The organism is Bacillus sp. 22446 (assembly GCF_052044955.1).
In the GTDB taxonomy this organism is placed as follows: Bacteria; Bacillota; Bacilli; order Bacillales; family Bacillaceae; genus Bacillus; species Bacillus altitudinis.
The window spans coordinates 41,532-63,119 of the sequence record NZ_JBQEOD010000011.1; the positions used below are offsets into that span (position 1 = coordinate 41,532).

General features: G+C 39.7%; 17 protein-coding genes. 4 read left to right on the forward strand and 13 right to left on the reverse strand.

From position 1 onward, the window contains the following. Positions 1-102 precede the first annotated feature (102 nt). From ACTJJD_RS17050 to ACTJJD_RS17080, 7 genes are all read right to left on the reverse strand, one after another. Positions 103-1,818, reverse strand: coding sequence for an ABC transporter ATP-binding protein (locus ACTJJD_RS17050; protein ID WP_440608683.1), 1,716 nt, complete (start codon positions 1,816-1,818; stop codon positions 103-105). Positions 1,819-1,830: 12 nt separating this feature from the next. Further along, positions 1,831-2,757: an ABC transporter substrate-binding protein gene (locus ACTJJD_RS17055; RefSeq protein ID WP_170916876.1), complete on the reverse strand. Its 927-nt coding sequence runs from the start codon at positions 2,755-2,757 to the stop codon at positions 1,831-1,833. 111 nt (positions 2,758-2,868) lie between these two features. After that, entirely contained in the window at positions 2,869-4,473 is a 1,605-nt protein-coding gene (locus tag ACTJJD_RS17060) for a helix-turn-helix domain-containing protein (RefSeq protein WP_440608684.1), read from the reverse strand. Between the two features lie 75 nt (positions 4,474-4,548). Beyond that, the gene (locus ACTJJD_RS17065; protein WP_024720272.1) at positions 4,549-5,589 is read right to left on the reverse strand and encodes an NAD(P)/FAD-dependent oxidoreductase; all 1,041 of its coding nucleotides are present in this window, start codon (positions 5,587-5,589) and stop codon (positions 4,549-4,551) included. A 153-nt stretch (positions 5,590-5,742) separates the two neighbouring features. Then, complete coding sequence (locus ACTJJD_RS17070; protein WP_048002709.1) at positions 5,743-6,372, reverse strand: rhamnogalacturonan acetylesterase; 630 nt, start codon at positions 6,370-6,372, stop codon at positions 5,743-5,745. 129 nt (positions 6,373-6,501) lie between these two features. Then, entirely contained in the window at positions 6,502-6,987 is a 486-nt protein-coding gene (locus tag ACTJJD_RS17075) for a DUF6884 domain-containing protein (RefSeq protein ID WP_268450711.1), read from the reverse strand. Then, a complete protein-coding gene (locus ACTJJD_RS17080) occupies positions 6,984-7,532 on the reverse strand; it encodes a VanZ family protein (protein ID WP_268450709.1) in 549 nt (182 codons plus the stop codon). Before ACTJJD_RS17080 ends, ACTJJD_RS17075 begins: the two co-directional genes overlap by 4 nt. 164 nt (positions 7,533-7,696) lie before the next feature. Between ACTJJD_RS17080 and ACTJJD_RS17085 the strand changes: the two genes are divergently transcribed. The 3 genes from ACTJJD_RS17085 (at position 7,697) to ACTJJD_RS17095 (ending at position 9,015) form a co-directional block, all read left to right on the forward strand. Then, entirely contained in the window at positions 7,697-8,275 is a 579-nt protein-coding gene (locus tag ACTJJD_RS17085; protein WP_017358820.1) for a TetR family transcriptional regulator, read from the forward strand. Between the two features lie 80 nt (positions 8,276-8,355). Beyond that, positions 8,356-8,700 carry a DMT family transporter gene (locus ACTJJD_RS17090; protein WP_003217798.1) on the forward strand — a complete coding sequence of 115 codons (345 nt, stop codon included), beginning with the start codon at positions 8,356-8,358 and terminating at the stop codon, positions 8,698-8,700. Next, positions 8,701-9,015, forward strand: a complete 315-nt coding sequence (locus ACTJJD_RS17095; protein ID WP_017358818.1) for a DMT family transporter — start codon at positions 8,701-8,703, stop codon at positions 9,013-9,015. It begins immediately after the preceding gene. 40 nt (positions 9,016-9,055) lie between these two features. On the opposite strand, the gene ACTJJD_RS17100 is transcribed toward ACTJJD_RS17095, so the two are convergent. From ACTJJD_RS17100 to ACTJJD_RS17115, 4 genes are all read right to left on the reverse strand, one after another. Continuing rightward, positions 9,056-9,868 carry a leucine-rich repeat domain-containing protein gene (locus ACTJJD_RS17100; protein WP_268450705.1) on the reverse strand — a complete coding sequence of 271 codons (813 nt, stop codon included), beginning with the start codon at positions 9,866-9,868 and terminating at the stop codon, positions 9,056-9,058. A 414-nt stretch (positions 9,869-10,282) separates the two neighbouring features. After that, positions 10,283-10,609, reverse strand: coding sequence for a hypothetical protein (locus ACTJJD_RS17105; RefSeq protein WP_048002713.1), 327 nt, complete (start codon positions 10,607-10,609; stop codon positions 10,283-10,285). After that, a complete protein-coding gene (locus tag ACTJJD_RS17110; protein WP_440608685.1) occupies positions 10,602-11,204 on the reverse strand; it encodes a class D sortase in 603 nt (200 codons plus the stop codon). Before ACTJJD_RS17110 ends, ACTJJD_RS17105 begins: the two co-directional genes overlap by 8 nt. Before the next feature lie 21 nt (positions 11,205-11,225). Further along, positions 11,226-17,369, reverse strand: coding sequence for a SpaA isopeptide-forming pilin-related protein (locus tag ACTJJD_RS17115; protein ID WP_440608686.1), 6,144 nt, complete (start codon positions 17,367-17,369; stop codon positions 11,226-11,228). Between the two features lie 717 nt (positions 17,370-18,086). Between ACTJJD_RS17115 and ACTJJD_RS17120 the strand changes: the two genes are divergently transcribed. After that, positions 18,087-19,595 carry a helix-turn-helix domain-containing protein gene (locus ACTJJD_RS17120; protein WP_440608687.1) on the forward strand — a complete coding sequence of 503 codons (1,509 nt, stop codon included), beginning with the start codon at positions 18,087-18,089 and terminating at the stop codon, positions 19,593-19,595. 55 nt (positions 19,596-19,650) lie between these two features. Here ACTJJD_RS17120 and ACTJJD_RS17125 read toward each other — a convergent pair whose 3' ends face one another. Next, positions 19,651-19,932, reverse strand: a complete 282-nt coding sequence (locus ACTJJD_RS17125) for a hypothetical protein (protein ID WP_017366847.1) — start codon at positions 19,930-19,932, stop codon at positions 19,651-19,653. Between the two features lie 357 nt (positions 19,933-20,289). Next, positions 20,290-21,573 (reverse strand): hypothetical protein, encoded by a 1,284-nt coding sequence (locus tag ACTJJD_RS17130; RefSeq protein ID WP_440608688.1) that lies wholly within the window; start codon positions 21,571-21,573, stop codon positions 20,290-20,292. Between the last annotated feature and the right edge of the window lie 15 nt (positions 21,574-21,588).

The following is a 21,588-nucleotide window of genomic DNA, read 5'->3' on the forward strand; positions in this document are numbered from 1 at the left end:
GCGGAGCGAATTTGACATTCGTGAGCACCGAAGCGCAGGACTGACACCGAATGCGAGGGTTTGTCTACACGCTGAGCCGGCAATATGCCGGCTTTTCCTCTTTTACATTCTAAATTGTGTTTCATACAAACGCCGGTACATCCCGTCCATTGCCAGCAGGTCTTCATGCCTGCCTTGCTCCTTGATACCCTCTTTTGTCAAAACCACAATCCGGTCAGCATGCTGGATGGTCGCTAGGCGATGCGCAATAATAAACGTGGTTCGTCCTTCAGATAGTTCTTCAAGTGAGCCCTGAATAAAGGATTCTGTCTCCGTATCCAGAGAAGATGTGGCTTCATCTAAAATAAAAATTGGCGGATTTTTAAGAAAGATACGTGCAATGGAGATACGCTGTTTTTGTCCGCCAGATAACATCATTCCGCGTTCACCGATGATCGTATCAAGCCCATTTGGCAAGCTATTTACAAGATCCTTCAGTTGGGCTTTCTCCACTGCCTGCCACACTTCTTCATCAGATGCATCGAGTTTTCCGTATAAAATGTTTTCTCGGATGGTCCCATGGAATAAATAAATATCTTGCTGGACGACACCAATTTGTCTACGCAGCGAAGGCAGTGTCATCTTTCTTGTCTCTATGCCATCAATTGTAATGATTCCCTCCTGCCATTCGTAAAAGCGTGGCAGTAAACTGCAAAGCGTCGATTTCCCAGCACCAGAGGGACCTACGACCGCAATGGTCTCTCCTTGTTTCACCTCAAGATTGATGTCATGAAGAACCGGTTTGTCTGATTCATATTGAAAAGACACATGCTCAAAAACGATATCCCCTTTTAACTGATCAACTTCAATGGCATCATCCGCATCCTTTTCATCAGGTGATTGATCGATGAGTGATGCAAATCGTTTAAAGCCCGCTGCACCTTTTGGATACATTTCAATGACTGCATTGATTTGTTGAATGGGTCCTAAGAAGATGCCTGTTAATAGCACAAATGATACAAATTCCCCATACGTCATATTTTTTTGCAGCACAAACCATGCGCCGCATACAAGGCCAAACACTGTCACACTCTTAATAAGAAAATGACTGACAGCGGTATGCACAGCCATCATTTGATATGTGGTTAGCTTTGTCTTTCTAAATTGCTCGTTATGTTCAATAAATCGGTCCATTTCATGTGATTCATTTCCGAATGCTTTCACAACCCGTATGCCACTAATATTGTTTTCCACACGTGAATGGAATTGACCAATACTCGAGAACATTTTATCAAAAGCAGCAGACATTTTTTTCGTAAAGTAGACGGATAATCCGATCAAGAATGGAACGACAATAAATGTGAGAACTGCCAGCTGCCAATTAATCGACAGCATCAAGCCAAAGGCACCCGTGAGTGTCATGATCGCGATAAATAAATCCTCCGGGCCATGATGCGCAATTTCACCAATATCCATTAAATCATTTGTCATACGGGACACGAGTTTTCCCGTTTTCTTTTTGTCAAAGAAGCGAAAGGACATTCTTTGTACATGAGAAAATAGCTGATTCCTCATATCCGTTTCAATATTAATGCCTAATTTGTGCCCAAAATAGGTGACGACATAATGCATCGTAGAGCTGATCACGTATAAACTGAGGAGCAGAATGCCCCAAAACCAAATGGCATCCCAATCACCGTTTGGCAGCAAATCGTCCATCACTTTACTGATGGCAAGGGGAAAGGATAATTCGAGTAAGGCTGCCAGTACCGCACAGGAAAAATCTAATATAAACAGCCCCATATATGGTTTGTAGTATGAGAAGAAACGCTTTAACAATTGACAGACCTCCTACCGATTAGACATTTCTGTCAATATGTCAGCAAACTCTTCCGCTTGATTGGCTACTGCAATCGGATCGTAAGGCCAGAAGAACTCTGTATCCATTTGATAGGTCTGCTCTTTTTTGACAGATTCTAGACTCTTCCAAATAGAATTGTTTTTATCAAATGTTCCACCGTTGCTTTCATCAATGAAAATGTAATCTCCTGCATATTCAGGAAGGGTTTCATACGAAATGACTTCATACCCTGTCTTACTTTTTAAAATCGTATCTCTGACCTGTTTTGGCGGGTTTACCTGTAATTGCTGATATAATGCCTGCCCGCCTCGATAAATTCCGTTACCATATACATAGACATCATTTTTAAAAGCACCCATGATCGAGACTGTTTCATTCTCTTTTAAAGCAGACTTCACTTTTTTTCTAGCAGCCTCAATTCGTTGATCGAAGGCGGTGAGGAATGCTTTTCCTTCCTCTTCTTTATTTAAAATTTTTGCCAGCGTCGTTAATTCTTCATGTGCATCTTTGAAAGAACCGTAAGGATACACGATGGTAGGGGCTATTTTTTTGTACACATCATAGACTTTTTCATCCTGTACTGCTGTGATAATCAGATCAGGTTTTAAGCTAAGTGCTTTTTCAGCTGAACGCTCGTCACTGATGTCCTCTATTCCTTTTATCTTGCCCTTTAAGTGTACGTTCTTTAAATCCTGCGTTGTCGATCCAACAGGCTGAACGTCAAGTGCAATCACACTCCCTAAATATCCATCTACGAGAATTCGTTTAGGTTCAGCTGGAATCTCTATCTTTCCTTTCACTGTTTCAACCGTTTTCGTTTCTTGCTTTGATTCTGCTGTTTTGGCCTGTTCTTTATTGCCACAAGCCGTCAATATCATTAGAAGAATGACAGCACATATCCAATACGTCTTTTTCATCTCCATATTCCTCCTTCATTTTCGCCACTACAAATGAGAATAGTTATCAATTACTAGTCTCATGTATTCTATCAACCTCATCTGTCGTGGTCTATGGAGGATTCTCGCAACTTACATATGGACAATTGTTGGATAGGCTGGCTGTGTCAACTGAGAGACAAACCGGTCCATCAAAAGAAGTGCACGCTCTCCTTCATCAAATCGAAACTCCTCCAGTTTTACTGGATAAAAGGTACCATTTTTCACAGCCGATAATTGACGAAGAACATCACTTTCTTCCATTCGCTTGTCCATTTGCTTATACCACCCATATTGGTCAGAGACAATAAAAAACATATGATCCGCCTCGTATTCTCCAAGTCTCTCTAAAGGAATGACCGTATGTTGATTAGGAAGAAGAACTTCTTCTAAAATGGCTTTTGGAGGTTTTAAGCCAAGCGTTTCGTAAAGATAGAAGGCCCCTCTTGCCTCATAGGACCACATATACACTTTGTCATGTCCTCTCATTTCATAGATCGCAACGGTCTCGCCTTTTTCTCTAAAGGAAGACAGGGTGTTTCTTGCCTGTTGACTAAGCTGTTCAAATCGCTTCACCCAATCGTTTGCCTCATTTTCTCTTCCTAAAAGGTGTCCTATAGACAGTACCTCTTGTACAGCATGATGACCGGCGTATGGCAGAACAAGAACAGGTGCGATTTGCTCCAATCGCTTGATCAATGCAGGTTTTGAATAATAATAGTTAGGGACGATGATGACATCTAATTGAAGTGATTTAAAGACGTCATCAGGCGTGTGTTCATTTATGACGAGCGAACTAGCCAGATGTTCTTTGAGTATATCTGAATGGAGATCGGTTTCTTCGTCAATACAAACAGGCTCAATGCCTATTGCAACCAATGACCCGACAAATTGAAAAGCAGCAATCCGCTCTGGTCTTCGGTTCATTCGAAACTGACTGGGCGTTCTTCCTGTTTTTTGACGGAACTTCCTGCTGAAATATAAACTGTCTGCATACCCGACTTGCCGTGCTATGATTTGAATTTGATCGTCTGTTTGTAAAAGACGTTTTTTAGCTTCGTCTATTCGAATTTGTGCAATGTATTCTGTCACACTCATTCCCATACTTTGTTTGAAAAAGGTAGAAAAGTAACTCTCATGAAACCCCATCTTATGAGCTAAGTCTTTTCTTGTTAGTTTTTGATCATAATGCTCAGCCATATACTGCAAGATCATGTTAATCGAATAATGCACTTTTTCGTTGTATGGCTTGGATTGTTTGCGGAAAATGAACATGATTTCTTCCAGCCATTTCGCCTGTTCTTGTATGATTTGGCTCGTCTGTATTTGTTTGATGTAAGAAAAAAGGACGGCAGAGCCTTTCACCACTTCCCCGTTACCAGGGAGATGATCATGATTCACCTTATAGACCAATTCATTTTGTGCATCATGTGCCAGAGTGAATTGGTCAAATGTGACCGTATAGATCACTACTTGCTCGCTGGATAAAGATTCAACCATGACATCTATTCCTGAGCGGATCAACACACTGTCTTTGGCGTTTAGCTCATATCGAATTCCTTCCATGTCAAGTCTCACCGCACCGTCCGTAGTCAAGAACATCAGTGAAGATGTTTGCCATGAGTCCGTTTGTTTCACAGAAAGAGATCGTTTACTGCTTTCTTTCATGCGAAGAATTGTATGAGTATAGGCGGTCATTTTCTCTTTCTCCTTCCATATAAAAAAGTGCTAAAATAAACCATTTTAGCACTTCAATGTCTGACCGAATGGTGATTATCGCGCTCCAGCCGTTTGTAATTCTTTGTTTTTCTCTTTAAAGCGTTCATTATGTGAAGACACGTACGCTACTTTTTCTGCTTCTGGTTCGATGTATAGCTTTGCGCTATTGAGTGCATTGACTCCATCAACAAACGTACCGGCAATTAAACGCACTTTACTTTTATGTGTGCATAAGTCGCCAACTGCATAGACACCAGGTAAATTGGTTTCCATCTTTTCATTGACCTCGATGAGTCCCCACTCACCTTGCTTGAGTCCCCATTCTGATAGAACACTTAAATCGCCTTTCATGCCATGGTTGACGATGACAGCATCGGTTTCGATTCGTTCGATGTCGCCTGTTTCTAAGTGCTGAATGGTGACGGCTTCAATTTTGTCACCTTGACCATGAAGCTCTGTGAGTTCATGCGGTGTGAGAATGCGAGCACTGGATGCTTTCATGTTGGCGACGTTTTTTTCATGTCCGCCAAACATATCACGACGATGCACAACGGTCACACTTTCAGCAATTGGAACGAGGGCATTTGCCCAATCAACAGCTGAATCTCCGCCTCCAGAGATGACCACCCGCTTTCCTGCAAACGTCTTTAGCTCCTGCACGGTGTAATAAAGGTTTGTTACCTCATAACGGTCTGCATGCTCGATTTCAAGTTTTCGCTGAACTGGAATTCCGTGACCCATGGCTAAGATGAGGGTCTTTGTCAAATGACGATCGCCATTTTCAGCCGTCAGCAGGATATGACCATTCTCATCCCGCTCGAATTGCGTGATTTTTTGATTCAACGCAATCTCTGGTTCAAATGTTTTCGCCTGCGTTTCTAGCTGCTGAATCAGCTGTTCACCTCTTGTTGGTGGCAAACCGCCTACATCCCAAATAACTTTTTCAGGATAGAGGAGGATTTTTCCGCCAAGGCTTTCGTTATACTCCAGTACCTTCGTCTTTAAATCCCGCATCCCGCTATAAAAGGCGGTGTACATTCCTGCTGGACCGCCGCCAATAATGGTGACGTCAAACAATTCAAGCTGATCTGTCATTTGAGTCCCTCCGTTTTTTCATTGAATGATCTATTTATCATTGATATTGATTCTCATTATCATATGTATCTATTGTAGTCTACTCTAGCGAAGGGAATCAATAGCTTTCTATAAAAAAAGAACAGGACGAGCACTTTCTCGTCCTGTCATCCATCACACAATCGTTAATCCAAGGTCCTTTAATTCCAGCGAAACAAGCCTTGCAATCGCATCTGCTCCTTCTTTTGTAAAGTGCGTGCGATCCTCTATGCCTGTTGACAGCATAAAGTAAGAAGTCGTTTTCTCTATGCCGGAAATTTGATAAAACTGGAGACTAACTGTATTTAAATCAACGAGAAGAACTTCTTCTTCATCGGCTAGTTCTTTCATCGCGGCACAGTAATCAGGGAAATCATTGATATATTCTCCGTCTTTTTCATGAAAGCGGCCGACTGGCGTTAATAAAAGCGGTGTAGCTCCTTTCGCTCTTGCTCCGTGAATATATTGAGACAAATAGCTTTTATACGTTGTGAAAGGATCTGTATGCCGTTCGGGCTTCTCCGTTGAAGCATCATTGTGCCCCATTTGTGTAAACAGCCAGTCCCCAGGCTGAATGTCAGCCAATATTTTATCAAGCCGTCCTTCTTCAATGAATGTTTTTGAGCTTCTTCCACCGATTGCGCGGTTGTCGACGCTCACACCCTGCGCTGTGTAGCGATGTAAAAACTCTCCCCATCCTCCTTGAACAGGACGATCTGGATAAGATGCAACGGTTGAATCACCAGCTAAATAGATGGTTGTCATGTTCATACGCCTCCTTTTTCATTGAGCCACCTCTTCAAGAGCGATGCAGACGCTAGTGGCTACTGAAAAGATATGAAACCATTCACATCGCTTATTCAATGATTCTCTTTTTTGTGCTGAAAACCCTGCTTACGAGGAGATATGAGTGTATGAAATATGCGGCGGAAGTTCTATTTTTGTCTCAGTCGCTCTCTTTAATGCCTGAAGCATATAGCCAATGCCTTGATAGGGAGCGAGCGGATAATTCGCCTTTTGGTGAGGCTGTAATAAAGGATCGATCACTTTCCGATATTTCTTTCCGCCTAGTATGACTAACTCATCATATACAGCGAGATTTTTTTCATCAAATTGATGACTCAGTTCTTCTCGTGTCACCTGTTCCTTGTGCGGTTTGCCAAAAGCCACATCATAATTTTCATGAATCATGTCCCCCGCCTTTAGGAATCCGTGCTTTGCGGATAAAATCATCCAGTCTGAAAAGAATGTTTGAGCATAGATTTTCGTTCGCTGATGCAGCGGACTCAAGTAGACGAGATCCGCTGGCTGGCTTCCTGCCTCTGGATTCACGTCCCATATTTTCTTGGCGCCGCACGGGATGATACATATTCGCTTCATCTCTTATTCTCCTTTCTTCGCTGGTATGTTACATAGACGATACAGCCTAGTGCCGTTCCAAGTGTATTTAAGATCATATCATCTATATCACTGCTTCTTGTAATCATACCAGATTGTGAGAATATCCATTGAAGGATTTCAATGATCGCTGACAAGATCAACCCAGCCAGCACCGCCTTTTGAAAGCGACATTTCCGAAAAGCTTGATATAGAAAAAAACCGAGCGGCACAAATAAGAGAATGTTCCCTGCCAAATTTAACAAGACAAGGTTTGGATAGCCATGCTGAAAGGCGTGTAGGTTTTGTTGAATGGAGTGGAAGGGAATCAGATTGACGCTCACTTGATCTTTTGGTGCTGAAAAGCGATTCGGAAAGACCGTTAAATAAAAGAGAACATTCGTATATACAAATAGAAAAGCAAGGACCATTTCTGTTCGTAAATAGATAAAACGTTGCTGCTTTTTTGCCAGTCTATATCTCATATTTAGATAGAACGGGACGAGCAGAAGAAAATAAGCCATTGAAAACATAGCACTGGATGTCATACAAATAGCTGCCCCTTTCTTACATCATGCTTGACCATATTACAGGTTATTCAAGCTTTCCTGTATCTATTCATCACTTATTCTCACAATTCATGCGATATTGACAAATCGTCATTTTCTCGGTATACTGACTGACATTCAGTCATTTTAAGGTCGGTGATCCTGTGTCAAAACGAGAAAAAATTATGCTTGCTGCGATTGATGCCTTTAAAGAGAAGGGAATTGAAAAGACGACTATATCGGATATTGTGAAAACTGCAGGTGTTGCGCAAGGAACTTTTTATTTATATTTTCCTTCAAAGCTGTCTGTCATGCCTGCCATCGCTGAACATCTGATCGCACAGATGGTACCAGCCATTGAAATGGAACTCACTCAGCATGCGGATGTACTTGATCAAGCAGATGCGCTAGTTGAATTTATTTTCTCTTTTACAAGACAATACCGTGATGTTCTTGCCCTAACGTATTCAGGTTTAGCTGCCACCGAGCATTTAAAGGAATGGGAAGATATTTATGAACCGATTTACAAATGGGTCGCTTCTTTTTTAGAAAAGGCAAAACAGGACAAAAGAGTACGTGCGAACTTGAACTGTCAATATGCTGCGAAATTCATTATCGGTTTACTTGAATCATCAGCTGAGCAAATGTACTTATTTACAGAAACAGATACAGAAGAGGTTCTGATTCAAAAGCGAGAGGTCAAGCAATTCCTTCTTTACGCACTCGGCATAGAGACACCTTAACTTAGTACAGCACTTGCTGTACGCTCTTTTTTGGCTTCAAAATGACGAATCGTCAGTTTTAAGTTTTAGGAGGAAATACGATGAAAAAAAGCTGGATGTATGTTGCACTCACATGTTTATTTGAATTACTTTGGGTGTTTGGTTTAAATAGAGCTGATGCTGTGTGGGAGTGGGCGATCATTATCTGCCTGATCCCGGTTGATTTTTATTTTTTAATGAAAGCTTGCGAGAAGCTGCCGACAGGGACTGTGTACGCCGTGTTTGCAGGAGTTGGAACGATTGGTACATCTTTGATGGATTATGCGCTGTTCGGCGGTTCGTTTTCATTAGAAAAGCTTTTATTTATGGGTATTTTAATTCTCGGAATTATTGGACTGAAAGTGTCTGATGGAGATGCACATGAGCAGAAAGGAGAAGCGGTATAAATGGGCTGGTTTTTTGTACTGTTGGCCTCTGCCTGTGAAATTGGCGGAACCATTGGTCTCAATATGTTTAGTAAGAAAAAGCAACTCACGACAGGCATTATATTTGTCGGCGGATTTGCCTTATCCTTTTTGTTTTTGTACGCCTCGTTCTCTTCCGTTCAAGTCTCCGTTGCCTATACGGTTTGGATTGGACTTGGAACAGCGGGTTCTGTCTTGTTTAATATGATTCTATTTAAAGAGCCGAAAAACATGATTCGTATCCTCAGCTTGCTGCTGATTGTGATTGGCGTCGTTGGGCTGAAGTTATTTGCGTAATAGAAAAAGCAATGGAATAGATTATCCATTGCTTTTTAAGTTAATTTTTATACTTTTCTTGGTACGCTTTAAATTGTTTTTCGTATTTTTTCAACTTTTCCCCATCGACTTTTGAATTTAATTTCGGTTTCCGCTTTCCAATCACCATTACATCTTTATCTACAATAGGACTTGATAAAAAGATGTATGGTGCAAAACGATCACACTTCGTATGTGGAAGGGTGACGGATAATCTAGCGTATTCTTCTGTCGGGAATTGGTTTGAAATGTCAAGTTCCTTGAGTCCCTCTAATGCCGATATTGGCTCTAAAGACTCGTCCTTCACTTTTATATTTGATAAGCACAGATATTTTAAATGTTTGAGGTATCTTAAAGGTTGAAGAGTATTTAAATTTAATGTATTCCAAATCCCACCTGACAATTGCAACCATTCTAAACCAGTGTTTTTTTGCAAAGGAGCTATGTCATTCAACTTTGAAAAATCTGTTAAGGATAAAGATTTTAAAAAAGTGTTTTTTGATAGATCCCATAAACTTTGTGCCTTTGTATTCCATTCAAGTGACAATACCTCAACATCTTGAAGAGAACTGATGATTGATAAATCTTCTACTCTCAGTTCACGCATATAGAGCATTTTGGGATTAACTAAGCTCAAGATCGTATTGAATTCCTTTTGGCTCACTTTGTAAATCCACAATTTCGTCAAGTTAGAAAAAGAGTTCAACCTTTCAATATTTTTTGTTTTTCCTGTGATTACTAACTCTGTGGAATTTTCATCTATGTCGGCTAAATCATGAACAGCTTCTGGTCGTGCATCATGACGAAAAATATATTCAGGGTCTTCTTTTAACATTCTTTTACCTCCACACCTACTAATGATGGATATTTAAATGAATTTTATCAGAGTTTTGGAGTCAAAACATGATTCTTTCCGATCTTTCTGCCGAAGAAATAGAGGAAGGAATAAAAACTAGATGATCTTCTTTGTCCGTTTAACCACAATCCGCTAGTTATTACGCCTGTTTTCAATCCATTTTATAAAATCTTTATTATCTAAAATATGGAGCAACAACATATCAACGACTTCGCTTTCATTATACTCCATATATTCTGCACAGGTCTTGACGATAGCTTGTACTCTTTCATATAAACAAATAAAAGAACTCCAATTCATATACGAATTAGAGTCCTCATTATATGACTAATACAACTTTCCCACCTTAAAACCGAACCCGTTCATTAAAGATCTTTCTTTTTTATTTCTCGTTTAATGTGGATCATGCTGCTCAAGCAAGAAATCCATTGCGTAAATCGATTCGCCTTTTTCATCCAATAAAAAGTACACAATCAAAGGCTCTCCAAAGGACCCTATCTGCTGCGTGAACAAAACACATGTGAATTTTTCAATACCTATCGGAATCTTCCTTCTTAATAAAGGATGAAGAATAGGCGAAGTCCGAATTGTATCTATATCCACATCCCAACGTTCGTTTTTTAAAGTGGGATAATGCTCTACTAACAATTGGTGTAACATGTCGGTCGTGAGCGTTGCTTTTCCATCAAACTCATCATCTATTATGTTGGTGTTATACATCCGACGGTTGCTTATCCTTTGAAGCATTGATTCGTATTCCTTTTAAGACAAATCGTTTCTGGCCATCAAGAGTACAAGTGATCAATGTCAGTTCATTTTTCCCGCGATCCTTTAGTACATCAACATCCGTCGGTTCTATCGTAGCTGAGCTGACAATTTTGTATTCGTATGTTTCTGCTTGATGATGTAAGACGACTTTTTCTCCTTTAGGCACCTCTGGCAGCTGCCGGAAAAGCCGGTCGCCCCTATACCCTCTATGGCCTGCAATCGTGAAATTTCCTTCCCCTGGCATTTGATGAGATTTGATTTGAGTCAGTGCAATCCCTAAATTTTCTTTTGTTGTAACAGGAAGCACTTTTTCGTTTAAATCAATTGACGGGATTTCAAGCTCCATCGTATCTCGCAGGTCTTCTTCTGACACAGTTAAATGTGGAATAGAAGAAAGGGCATCACTGTCATTTTCTTCAATCATTTTCAATGCCTGTTCCATGGCTGCTGCCTCTTGAGACGTTCGCCACTCATATAGAAAAGGAACGGAGATGAGCATTAGTCCTGCGACCACCAAAAAGCTGCCTAATAAGGTTCTTTTTTTCATCAATACACTCGTTCCTTCCTTTTACTGAATGGTCCTTCTTCTGACTACAAGAAGAACAGTTCCAGACACTACTAGTAAAATCCCTGCATACATCAAATAACGTAGCCATTCTTCCCCAGTCTTTGGCAATTCACCGTTTGAGTCATGAGGCGGATGTTGATCCCCTTGATCTGAAGCTGGAGGATTTGTGTGGTCCACTTCATTCTTCATTGGAGCATTTTTCACAATCAATGTCTTGATCTCCACTTCGCCCATTTGAATTGTAAAAGCGAGTGGTTTTTTTAACGCTACATAACCATTTGGAGCTTTCGTCTCTGTGAGTGTATATTCACCAGGTTTAAGCCCTTTGACAATGGCTTCTCCGTCTTTTCCTGTTGTCACAGATTTGATGATTTTCCCAGCTTTTGTACGAATGTCAAAGGCTGCACCTTTTAAGGTTCTATCAGTCTGCTGGTCTACCTTTATGATACGCAGACTTCCTAAAATCAAGTGATTCTTCGCTGTTAATTGAAGAGGCTTCTGCTGATTTTTCTCAATCGTAAACCGGATCGGCTGATCATCTAATTCATAGCCATGAGGCGCTTTCGTTTCAACGAATTGATATTCTCCCGGTTTTAGATCGTTGATGTGAAGCTTTCCTTTTTGATCCGTTACAAGTGATTTCTTCAGCGTTTTCCCGTCTTTACTCTGAAGAGCAAACTCTGCGTTTTCCAGCGTGTGTCCCTCATCATCTACTTTGGTCAGTTCCACTGCTCCCGGCGTCAGTTTGTTGATCATTTCTACTTTTGTGGGTTTGTCTTGACCTAATCGAATCGTAAATGAGACAGGTGTCTGATCCAATTCATAGCCGGCAATGCTTGCTGTTTCGACAAATTGGTAGGTTCCTGGCTTCAGTTGATCGACTGTCAGTTGACCGTTTTTGTCTGTCTTTAAGTCTTTCTTCACACGCTGACCGTGCGCATCAATCAGGTCAAAGGTCACGCCAGCGAGCAATTGACCATCCTCCCCTTTTTTCTCAAGCTTCACAGCACTTGTCGTCCGAATATTTTCTTTTGTCACTTTCACCAGTTGATTTGGATTGAAATCAATCTTGAAGTCTACTGGTTCTGCATCAAGTTGATGTCCAAAAGGAGCCTTCGTTTCAACCAATTGGTAAGCGCCTGGTTTCAAATCGTTGACAGTGATGATGCCTTTTTCATTTGTTGTTAAACCTGACATCAATTCTTTACCATCGTCATTGAACAGGGTAAATTCTGCGCCTTTCAATCTTTCTTGTTCTTCCCCTATTTTTGTGAGTTCTACAGAACCTTTCTTGAGCTGATTGATGGCCTCCACTTGAATCAATTCTTTTTGACCTAATTCAACTTCAAAGACAAGTGGTTTCGTACTCAATTCATAGCCTTCAAGACTCTTTCTTTCAACAAATTGATAGGTTCCAGGTTTTAGACCTGTGAAGGTAATCTTTCCATCCTGATTGGTTGTAATCCCTTCTCCTCCTGCCACTATCTTTCCTTTGGCATCAGATAGATCAAAGACAACCCCTTTTAATGATTTCCCATCTTCACCTTTTTTGTGTAACAGCACTCCGCCAGTTGTGCGGCTATTTTCTTTTGTCACACTGACCAGCTTCTCAGGGTTAAATGGCATAGCAAAAGTGACAGGTGTTTCGTCAAGCTCATGACCGAATGGAGCCTTCGTTTCAACAAACTGATAGGTTCCAGGTTTCAGATCGTTGACGATGATCTTCCCGTTCTCATCTGTGACAAGACCTGTTTTTATCTCTTTTCCATTTGCATCTACTAGCTTGAATTCTGCTCCTTCAAGCACATCATTCTTTTCACCGAGTTTCGTGAGCTGGACAGCTCCAGTTTTGAGATCATTGATCACTTTGATCTCTGCCGGTTTTTTTTGTGCGATTTCGATGGTAAACGGATAAGGTTTATTTTTCTTTTGGTAACCATCAATACTCTCTGTCTCCACAAGCTGATATTTGCCCGGTTTGAGGTGATCGACCAAAAGCTTCCCATCTTCATCTGTTGTCAAATCTTTACGCACAACTTTGTCATTTTGATCCGTGATTTCAAATCGAACATCTTGAAGCTTCTTGCCATCTTCCCCTTCTTTCATCACTTCTAATGCACTTGTTTCATAGAGGTTCTTTTGTGAAATGATGACTGGTTCTTTTGGATCGAGTGGTACTTCAAATGTGATGGGTGTTTCATCTAATACATAACCGTCTGGTGCGTTTGTTTCGATGAGCTGATACGTACCCGGTCTTAGTTCATTGATCGTGATCTTGCCATCTTTTCCTGTGACAAGCGCACCATTTAGCTCATGCCCATCTTGATCTAAGAGCTTGAACTGTGCACCTTCTAGTCTCTCTCCGCCTTCACCTATTTTGCTCAATTCTGCAGAGCCTTTGATGATGTCATTTACTGCGGTGACAACCGTTGTTTCTGTTTGATTTTCTTTAATGGTGAACGGCCATTTTTGCTGATTTAATTGATAGCCTTTCGGTGCGTTTGTCTCAACAAAGTAATAAGAACCTGGCTCAAGATGTTTGAAAAGGATTTCTCCTTTTTCATCCGTTTTCAAATGGGTTTGGACGGTATCTCCAGATTCATTTCTCAGTTCAAATTCTGCATTTTCTAATGCCGTACCCGTCTCTTTGTCTTTTTTAGTGAGCTTCACATGCTGGCGGATTTCTTGGTTTTGCACCGTCATGCTATTTCCTGTTTTCGTTTGATCTCCTGATTCGTAAGGCTGATCAATCGTGACATTGATCGGTTCCTTCGTTTTCAAATAACCATCAGGTGCTTTCTCTTCTGTCACGATATAGTCACCATACAGAAGACGATCAAATCGAAGAGCTCCTTCTTCATCTGTTGTCTTTGTTCCAATGACGATACCGCTCGCAGCATCTGTCAGAGAAAAGCTTGCTCCTTTTAGCGCTTTTCCACTACTCGCATCTACCTTATGAATGGTTAAAGCGCCAATCGCTCCTGTGCCATCTCCCATGCCAGCGGTACGTTTGACCACAATTGAGGCTTCGGATTCCTTTTTGATTTCTTTTACATTTTCACCTCTAAACGTTACTTCGTTTTGAAGTGTACTTCCCACCTTATCTAAAATGAGAGATTGGTATTCTAAAATATAGGGTCTCGTGATTTCTTCTTTAAATTTGATTTGAAAAGAATCTGGATCGAATTCAAGGTCTAGTTCATAATCCTTCCCTTTTTCCAGCTCTTCCTTTTTGGTCACTTGCCCCTTTTCATCTATTGTTGTCGAGTACAGATGAAATGAGTTTTCTATAATGGCTTGGTTACTGCTCGGATGGTCGATAATCGTCGCATCTTGGACTGTTGATTGACCAAAGTTGATATTCAGTTTCCAATCAATGACTTTCCCTTGTTGATTTCCTGATTTGCTCGTGTATTTCCCTCCATTTGGAATGGACACCACAGCATTCACGTCTGATTCTTTCGTCTTTCTATCATAAAGGGTCGCTTTATTTTCGTAGGTTTTCTGTACTAAATCCATTCCTTCAACACTTGTTTGATACGTGATTTTGTATGGGGAATCAATGGCATGTTTGAAAATGACTTCGAAACCTGATTCTCCCTTTTCATTTTCAAGGAATTTGATGTCATAATGTTCTTTCGCTAATACTTCTTTTTCTTCCGCACCATTTTCCCCGCCTTGTAAATCAAGCGAGTAGACGATGATTGAATCTTTAAGCAAACGCTGATTTCCTTGAATGAAATCCTCGATTTTCGCCTCTTCTAGATGCTTCAAATTATAGTTCACACCGATATTCCATGTGATCTCTTTTTTCTTTGCATCATATGTTCCATTCTTGAACCCATTGGACTGCGTGTATGTGTCAGGCGTAAAGACAGATTGGTTTTCCTTCGTCAAATCCTTGCCTTCTTCATTTACCCATTCAAGTTTTACATGGTTACGCAAGTTCTTTTGATCTTTATCTGCTCTTTTTTCATAATCAAAAGACGTTGTATATGTGATAGTATGTTCTGTCTTGATTTCTTTTGTAAATTGAATATCAAATCCATTTGCATGTTCAACGATTTGATAATCTGTGCCTTCTTCAAGCACTGTATTACCTGTCGTCACTTTTAAACTATCTTTTTGCAGCGTCAATCCTTCGTTTGTAAACGTATCTTTTAATATCACGTTGTTCATGGTTTGTTGATCTTTGTTGAAGATGATACGCCATGGAATGGTTTTGTTCTTGTAATTCGGTGTTCCGTGGTTTTTCGTTAGGATTTGCTGATCAATTCTTTGCTTCGCTTGTTTGCTCTCTTTGCCAGCTGTTACAGTATTGATAATGTCTTCAGCTTCGAAAATTCGCTCGGTTGCTTTTGTTTGATATGTGATCAGGTAAGCCGATTGGATATCTTGATTGAATTGCAAGGTAAACCCGTTTTGTTCATCCTTTTTTTGAGGTTGAACCACGTAATTTTCAAATGCTTTTGTTCCTGCTTCATTGCCGTTCTGATCAATTGTGACTTCTTTGACTTGAATTGAGTCAGATATTAGCGCCTGTGTACCGTTAAAGAAGTCTTCTATCAAAGCATCCCTTTGAGCCAGCTTTTTTTCGTTATAGTTATACCGAATTTCCCAAGTAATCGTTTGAGTGACTTGATCGTAGTGGGCGGCTTTTTTATTTAAAGGACTGCCTCTTGTCACATTCACTGTTCCTTCTGCTGAACTAATCTCTTTATCAGCAGAGACAAGGGAGGCTTTATTACGAAATGCAGACTGATCTTGATTCGTAATGTCCGTTTCATACATTAAACGGTAAGCGAGATGCACGTCATCTTTAAATTCGATCGTGAAATCTTGACCATCTGCTGTTTGGCCGATGGTGTAGTGATTTTCGTCAAGCAGCTGTCCAAGCGATGTTTCACCATTTAGCTTTGTATCTACACGATAAAGCTTGATTGAATCTTTTTTTAACGCTTGACCTTCTTGAATCGGATCTAACAGTTTCGCTTGTTTCACATCATCTAAGTCCATATTAAAATCGACTGTCCATTGAATGGTTTCAGCATTGTAAGATCGATTGGGTTCTCCCTTTTTAGAGACATTCGGACCATTTGGAATGTATTGAATCGGAATCGATATCGTATCTTTGCCTTCAATCGGGGTAATCACCACTTCTTTTTCTTCAGTGATCACTGTTTGTTTATCTAATTGTGTCCATACTTGAAGTGTTCCTTGGATATTTGAATATTGTTTAATAAAATCTGTGAATTCGATAGAGGCATTTCCGCTTTCATCTACAGAAAAATAACCGATGATCGATTGATTAAATTTCATCTCGAGACGATCGATTTTTTCGTAAATGACTAATTCCTCTGGAACCTTGAAATGGAATTCATCCCCGCCATTATAGTTATGACCATTCGGGATGGCCCACTTATAGTTAATGGAAATCAGTGAGTTGACGTCAGGCTTATCAACTGAATTACCTTCCTGATCTTCAAAAATTAATTTCGCATCAGTAAGGAGATTTTCTTGTATCTGCATTTGTTTTGAAACACTTTGCAATCCTACACGATTAGACACATTCACTTTGTTTTTTAGTAACTCATCTTCATCGCTTTGTGTCTTTTGAACAGTTTCTTGATTGTTAGCAGCTTTGTCTTTCTCCGATGAGGTTGAATCATCTTTTGAAAGATTTTCTTTATGCTCATTTTGCTTTGTTTTCTCTTTTTTCTCAGCTATACTGGTGACGACAATATCTATAGATCCTTCTAAATTCGGATCAAGCTCAATATCCTCATTGAATGTGACCGTCACTTCATTTTGTTTTGAAACGGTATACTCACCAACAGGGATGTTATCGGCAGTAATGAGTTCTTTCTGCTCTTTCTCTACCTGCATGACTGAAGGAAGAGAGAGAATATACGGATATTGCTTTTTGAGATCAATTCCTTTGATAGACCAATGCACAATGGCCTTTCTAACTTGCTGATCTTCTATGTTTGATAACTTGTTGCCTTCGCTATCAGCAAACTCAATATTCCCATAGATATTCTCTTGAATGTCTTTAGCTTGTGCCCCTGCTAAAGGCAAGATTCCTAATATACTAGACTGTATGACTAACACGGTCATCAGTGCCACCGATAATATTCTTTTCAATACATCCACCCTTTTCTACAATTATTTTTCAACAACAATTAAAAAATCATTTGTATACTGTCTGATCAATCACTCCGCTTCTGATCAAATTTTTCTAAAAATTGCACCTTAAGACCCTATGAATAAAATGAGTTGATCAATCATGAGTTTGAAAGGTCATGATGAGTAGTAGATATAGTAGCTGGATAGGGGTCTATAGCAATGGGGAATAGTGAGAGGGAACATGAAAAGAATAAATGTGAATTTTTCTATTTATACTGGAATGAACAACAAATGATTAGTACATGCATATATAAGCATGTATTCACATATAGAACGTTCATATAAAACAAGCATGTATCATATGGTATGTATGGTGAGATAGTTCAGCATCATATAGATCGCATTCCTTCTACTCCCTTCCATATGTTAATCAAAAAGCCGATGCTTTTTATTCTTACATTTACCGTTTCAACAGCAAAAAAATAAACAAAATATCTAAAATGATCCATTTTTATAGGATTCTTGGCATATTTATCACCTTTCAATAGAAAAATATGGAGAATCAGGGCATAACATTTGTTTTCGTCTAATTTTTTTCTCTTTTATCATGAAAAGTGAAGACAAAACGATTTAGCCTAAACATTACAATCATTTCATGCCTATTTTGAGAATCAAATGTTCTTTAAGTGAACTTCATAATATAGAGGCAAGCTAAAGGAAGGAGTTAGTTGTTTGATGGAGCTCATTGATAATAAATCAAAGAGATGGATAAACATTTTAAAATTGCTTGTATCCAAAAATAAGTGGTGGAGCCTTCAAGAGATATCGAATGAACATATCGGTTCTGTTCGAGCCATTCAAAGCGATTTAGAACAAATGAAATCGTTCCAAACAGAGAATGGAGAAGCGTTAATCCACATAAAGCCAAGACAAGGCATATCCATTTGTAATACGCAGACGATACGAGTGGATTACTATATCAAAGAAATTCTAAAGGATACGATTGAAATTCGATTGATTGACGGCATTTTTTTTGAAGAAAACAGATCTTTCTATGAATGGATGGAAACGCTGAATATCAGTAGATCCACATTGTATAACACAATTCATAAAATCAACTCGATCCTTACATCCTATGACATCGAGTTACGCCCAGATAGTATGCAGTTTCATGGAAATGAGAAGGAGATTCGTCAATTCTTTGTTGAATTTTTATTTGAAGTGTATGGAAGCCGCCTTTGGCCATTTGATGATATTCAAAAACAAGACGCAGTGAATTTATTACAAGAACTATTTCAGGTGCTCGAAGTCAATGTACCAGATGTCGCGATAGATAAATACTGCCTGTGGCTCGGCGTTTCCATTCACCGAATGCGAAAAGGTTTTACAATCAGCCGTAAATATACATACTCAATGAATGAAGAAAAACAAACCTCTACAGCTAAAGGGATCTATGATCAAATCAAAAGATGGGAAGAGCACATCTGTCGAATGACCAAAGACGTATTTGATGTGACGCTGGATCACCATGAATTTGTCTTTTTGCTATTGATCGAACCAGCTATTGGACACTTTAAATCAATTGAGTCTGTCGAAGAAAAATTGACGTTCTTTCAGTCGCATACACCACGCCTCTATGATGCCATTCATTCATTTATCACCCAGTTGGAGTCGATTTTTCATCAAGAAATAGCGAATCGTAAGGTGATGACACTCGTTCTTCTCCAATATTATGTGTATTCCAATGAAATTACCGTGAGAGATGGATTCCTTTTCAAAAAGAAATCGAGCTATTTATCAGAGGTGAAAAAACAGTTTCCCTACTTCTATTCGAGGATTAGTCATATCATCCAAGAGTTAAAAACAGACGATATCCTCGCTTCTTTTGTGAAAAATGAACGGGAATTGATTCGTATCATTACATCTTCCTGGAGAGGGCTTGTTCATTTGGAGATGGAACGGAGAAACGTGCTGAACATTTTTGTTACTTCAACATTAGGTTATTATCATAGTTTGTTTATTGCTGATTTAATTAAATTAAGTGTGCCTCCTCTCATTCACATTTTCACAAGTCCAGAAAATACGTTAAATGATGTCACGATGGATCAACTTGGGATTGATATGATTGTGACCGATACTGAGCTTCCTCTTCAGTTCGGGCGATCTACGCTGCTGATCAGCTCTTTTCCAACAAAAAAAGAATTGGACAACTTGCACCGCAGATTGGTTGATATGACAAACTGATGTTCATCATAAAAAAAGCTGCTGAGACAAGCTCAAGCAGCTTTTTGGTTCTGTATTAATGAAGCACGATTTGTTCATTCATCAAATCAATGGCGTAAAGCGATTGCCCATATTCATCTAATAAAAGGTATACTTTGAGCGGGGCAGTGGTTTGATCTGTTTGCTGCGTGAATAGGACACAAGTGAATTTTTCAATCCCATCTGGCAGCTTGCTTTTCAGAAAAGGATGAAGAATAGGAGAGATTCGAAGGGTATCAACATCTTTCAGCCAAAGCTCATCTTGTAACGCAGGATAATGGTCAACCAAAAACTGACGAAACACTTCCAATGTACTCAAGGTAGATATCCTCACTTTCTTCTAACTTGGCTTCAAACTCACCTAAAAACAAACGGAACCAACTCATCATATGATCTCGGTACACGTATTTTCGCATACGGCTTGAGACATGATCACTCACTTTTTAGACTTGATACTGTAGATCAACTGTACTGTCACGAATGTTCAATATGTATAACGTTTCCTATGTCTTCTCATTGACTCCACCACGAATCCAAACAATGGACCTATGATCATATTCTTACCTGTTTTCTTTCGTGATGAAATGACAACTTCCTGCTACAATATTCCATTTTTCTGCAAAAAAGAGGGAGATGGGACAAAAAAAAGAACAGCTCCTCACTGTTCTTTTGGAAGTTATGAAAGGTCTGTCAAAGAGAACACTTCGCCGCTCACTGCATCAATGCCATCATGACAATCGAGCCTGCCGCATAAAACATATTGTTTTTGCACATCGTCATAGACATAGATAGGTATAAGTTCGAGGCGTTCTCTCAATGTTTCAAAGGCTTGTTTCTGAGTTATGGTGATTTCACTAGCTGTTTGAGATGGATTGAGTATCCCACATACTTGAAACATCTCTTTTTTATCTATGTAATTAATGGCTTCAAAAGTGTTGGCATCAATGAAGACCTTGATTTTATCCATAAATCCACAGCCTTCTTGTTCATTCGTTTTTAATATCGCATGGATGTATCCGTGATCACGTTGGAGTGTTTTTAGAACCCACTTTCCTGTATCCTTTGGATATTTTTGCGCCAAGAAGGTGCAGACTGCTTTGATACACTCATCCTGGTCTTCTTTTGATATCGGGAGGGAATCTGGTGATGATTCCAATGAGAAAGCTTGTTCAGCTGAAATGTTCTCATGAATGTCCATTTCTTTTTTTTCAAAGGCACTGTTTATCGGTTCATTCCACTCAATGACTTCATTCATGTGTATACAATGCGTTTCTTCACGCCCAATTTCAAACGGAAGAGTTCCTGTTCCATCGTTCTTCACATAGATTTCTTCTAACGCATAAATAGACCGGATTTGATTGTGCTCGAAGGAAGGCCATTGAAACAGCTGCACTTGCTGCTCAGCTAAGTTCTCCACCTGATCAAGGGAAAGCACATACTCCTCATCTTTCAGTAATGTTTTGGCTAAAAATGGACCGTGGTGTGTAAAGTACATGAGCTGTCCATGTTCATTCCATTTCACTTCGATTCTGCCTGAAGGTGTTACTTTCACACCATCTATTGCTTCTTCGAAAGAAAGTTCCCCTTTTTCCTTCTGATGCATATGAAAATGCTCTCCATAGATCAATCCTGTTTCTTGTTCGATCCATTGAATGACATGAGCTGGATAAGGTCTCTTAAACGTGACACCATGCTGCGCATAGGTTTTGTCCATAACAAAAATAACTGATTCGGTCTGTCCTGTATTCAAGTTCACTTCAATGACAGCTGTGCCGTCTGGGTTTAGATCATCGTCCTCAGGTTCCGTTTCATGAGAGGGAAACCATTCCATATTCAATGTATACACCGTTTCATTGAACATATTGACGTAGCGATGAAAACTGTGTCTTTTTAGATAGTAAAGATCTAAGCCAAATGTCACCTTTGTCTGGTCGATCAGTTGTTGAATGTTTGCATTCAATAAATTCACCTCAAA

Bases quoted from the DNA above. Each gene is read 5' to 3' on its own strand.
- ACTJJD_RS17110 (WP_440608685.1), bottom strand. From the start codon at position 11,204: ATGAAAAAAAGAACCTTATTAGGCAGCTTTTTGGTGGTCGCAGGACTA.
- ACTJJD_RS17105 (WP_048002713.1), bottom strand. From the start codon at position 10,609: ATGTATAACACCAACATAATAGATGATGAGTTTGATGGAAAAGCAACG.
- ACTJJD_RS17065 (WP_024720272.1), bottom strand. From the start codon at position 5,589: ATGACAGATCAGCTTGAATTGTTTGACGTCACCATTATTGGCGGCGGT.
- ACTJJD_RS17090 (WP_003217798.1), top strand. From the start codon at position 8,356: ATGAAAAAAAGCTGGATGTATGTTGCACTCACATGTTTATTTGAATTA.
- ACTJJD_RS17100 (WP_268450705.1), bottom strand. From the start codon at position 9,868: ATGTTAAAAGAAGACCCTGAATATATTTTTCGTCATGATGCACGACCA.
- ACTJJD_RS17120 (WP_440608687.1), top strand. From the start codon at position 18,087: ATGGAGCTCATTGATAATAAATCAAAGAGATGGATAAACATTTTAAAA.
- ACTJJD_RS17070 (WP_048002709.1), bottom strand. From the start codon at position 6,372: ATGACAACCATCTATTTAGCTGGTGATTCAACCGTTGCATCTTATCCA.
- ACTJJD_RS17060 (WP_440608684.1), bottom strand. From the start codon at position 4,473: ATGACCGCCTATACTCATACAATTCTTCGCATGAAAGAAAGCAGTAAA.
- ACTJJD_RS17055 (WP_170916876.1), bottom strand. From the start codon at position 2,757: ATGAAAAAGACGTATTGGATATGTGCTGTCATTCTTCTAATGATATTG.
- ACTJJD_RS17095 (WP_017358818.1), top strand. From the start codon at position 8,701: ATGGGCTGGTTTTTTGTACTGTTGGCCTCTGCCTGTGAAATTGGCGGA.
- ACTJJD_RS17080 (WP_268450709.1), bottom strand. From the start codon at position 7,532: ATGACATCCAGTGCTATGTTTTCAATGGCTTATTTTCTTCTGCTCGTC.
- ACTJJD_RS17075 (WP_268450711.1), bottom strand. From the start codon at position 6,987: ATGAAGCGAATATGTATCATCCCGTGCGGCGCCAAGAAAATATGGGAC.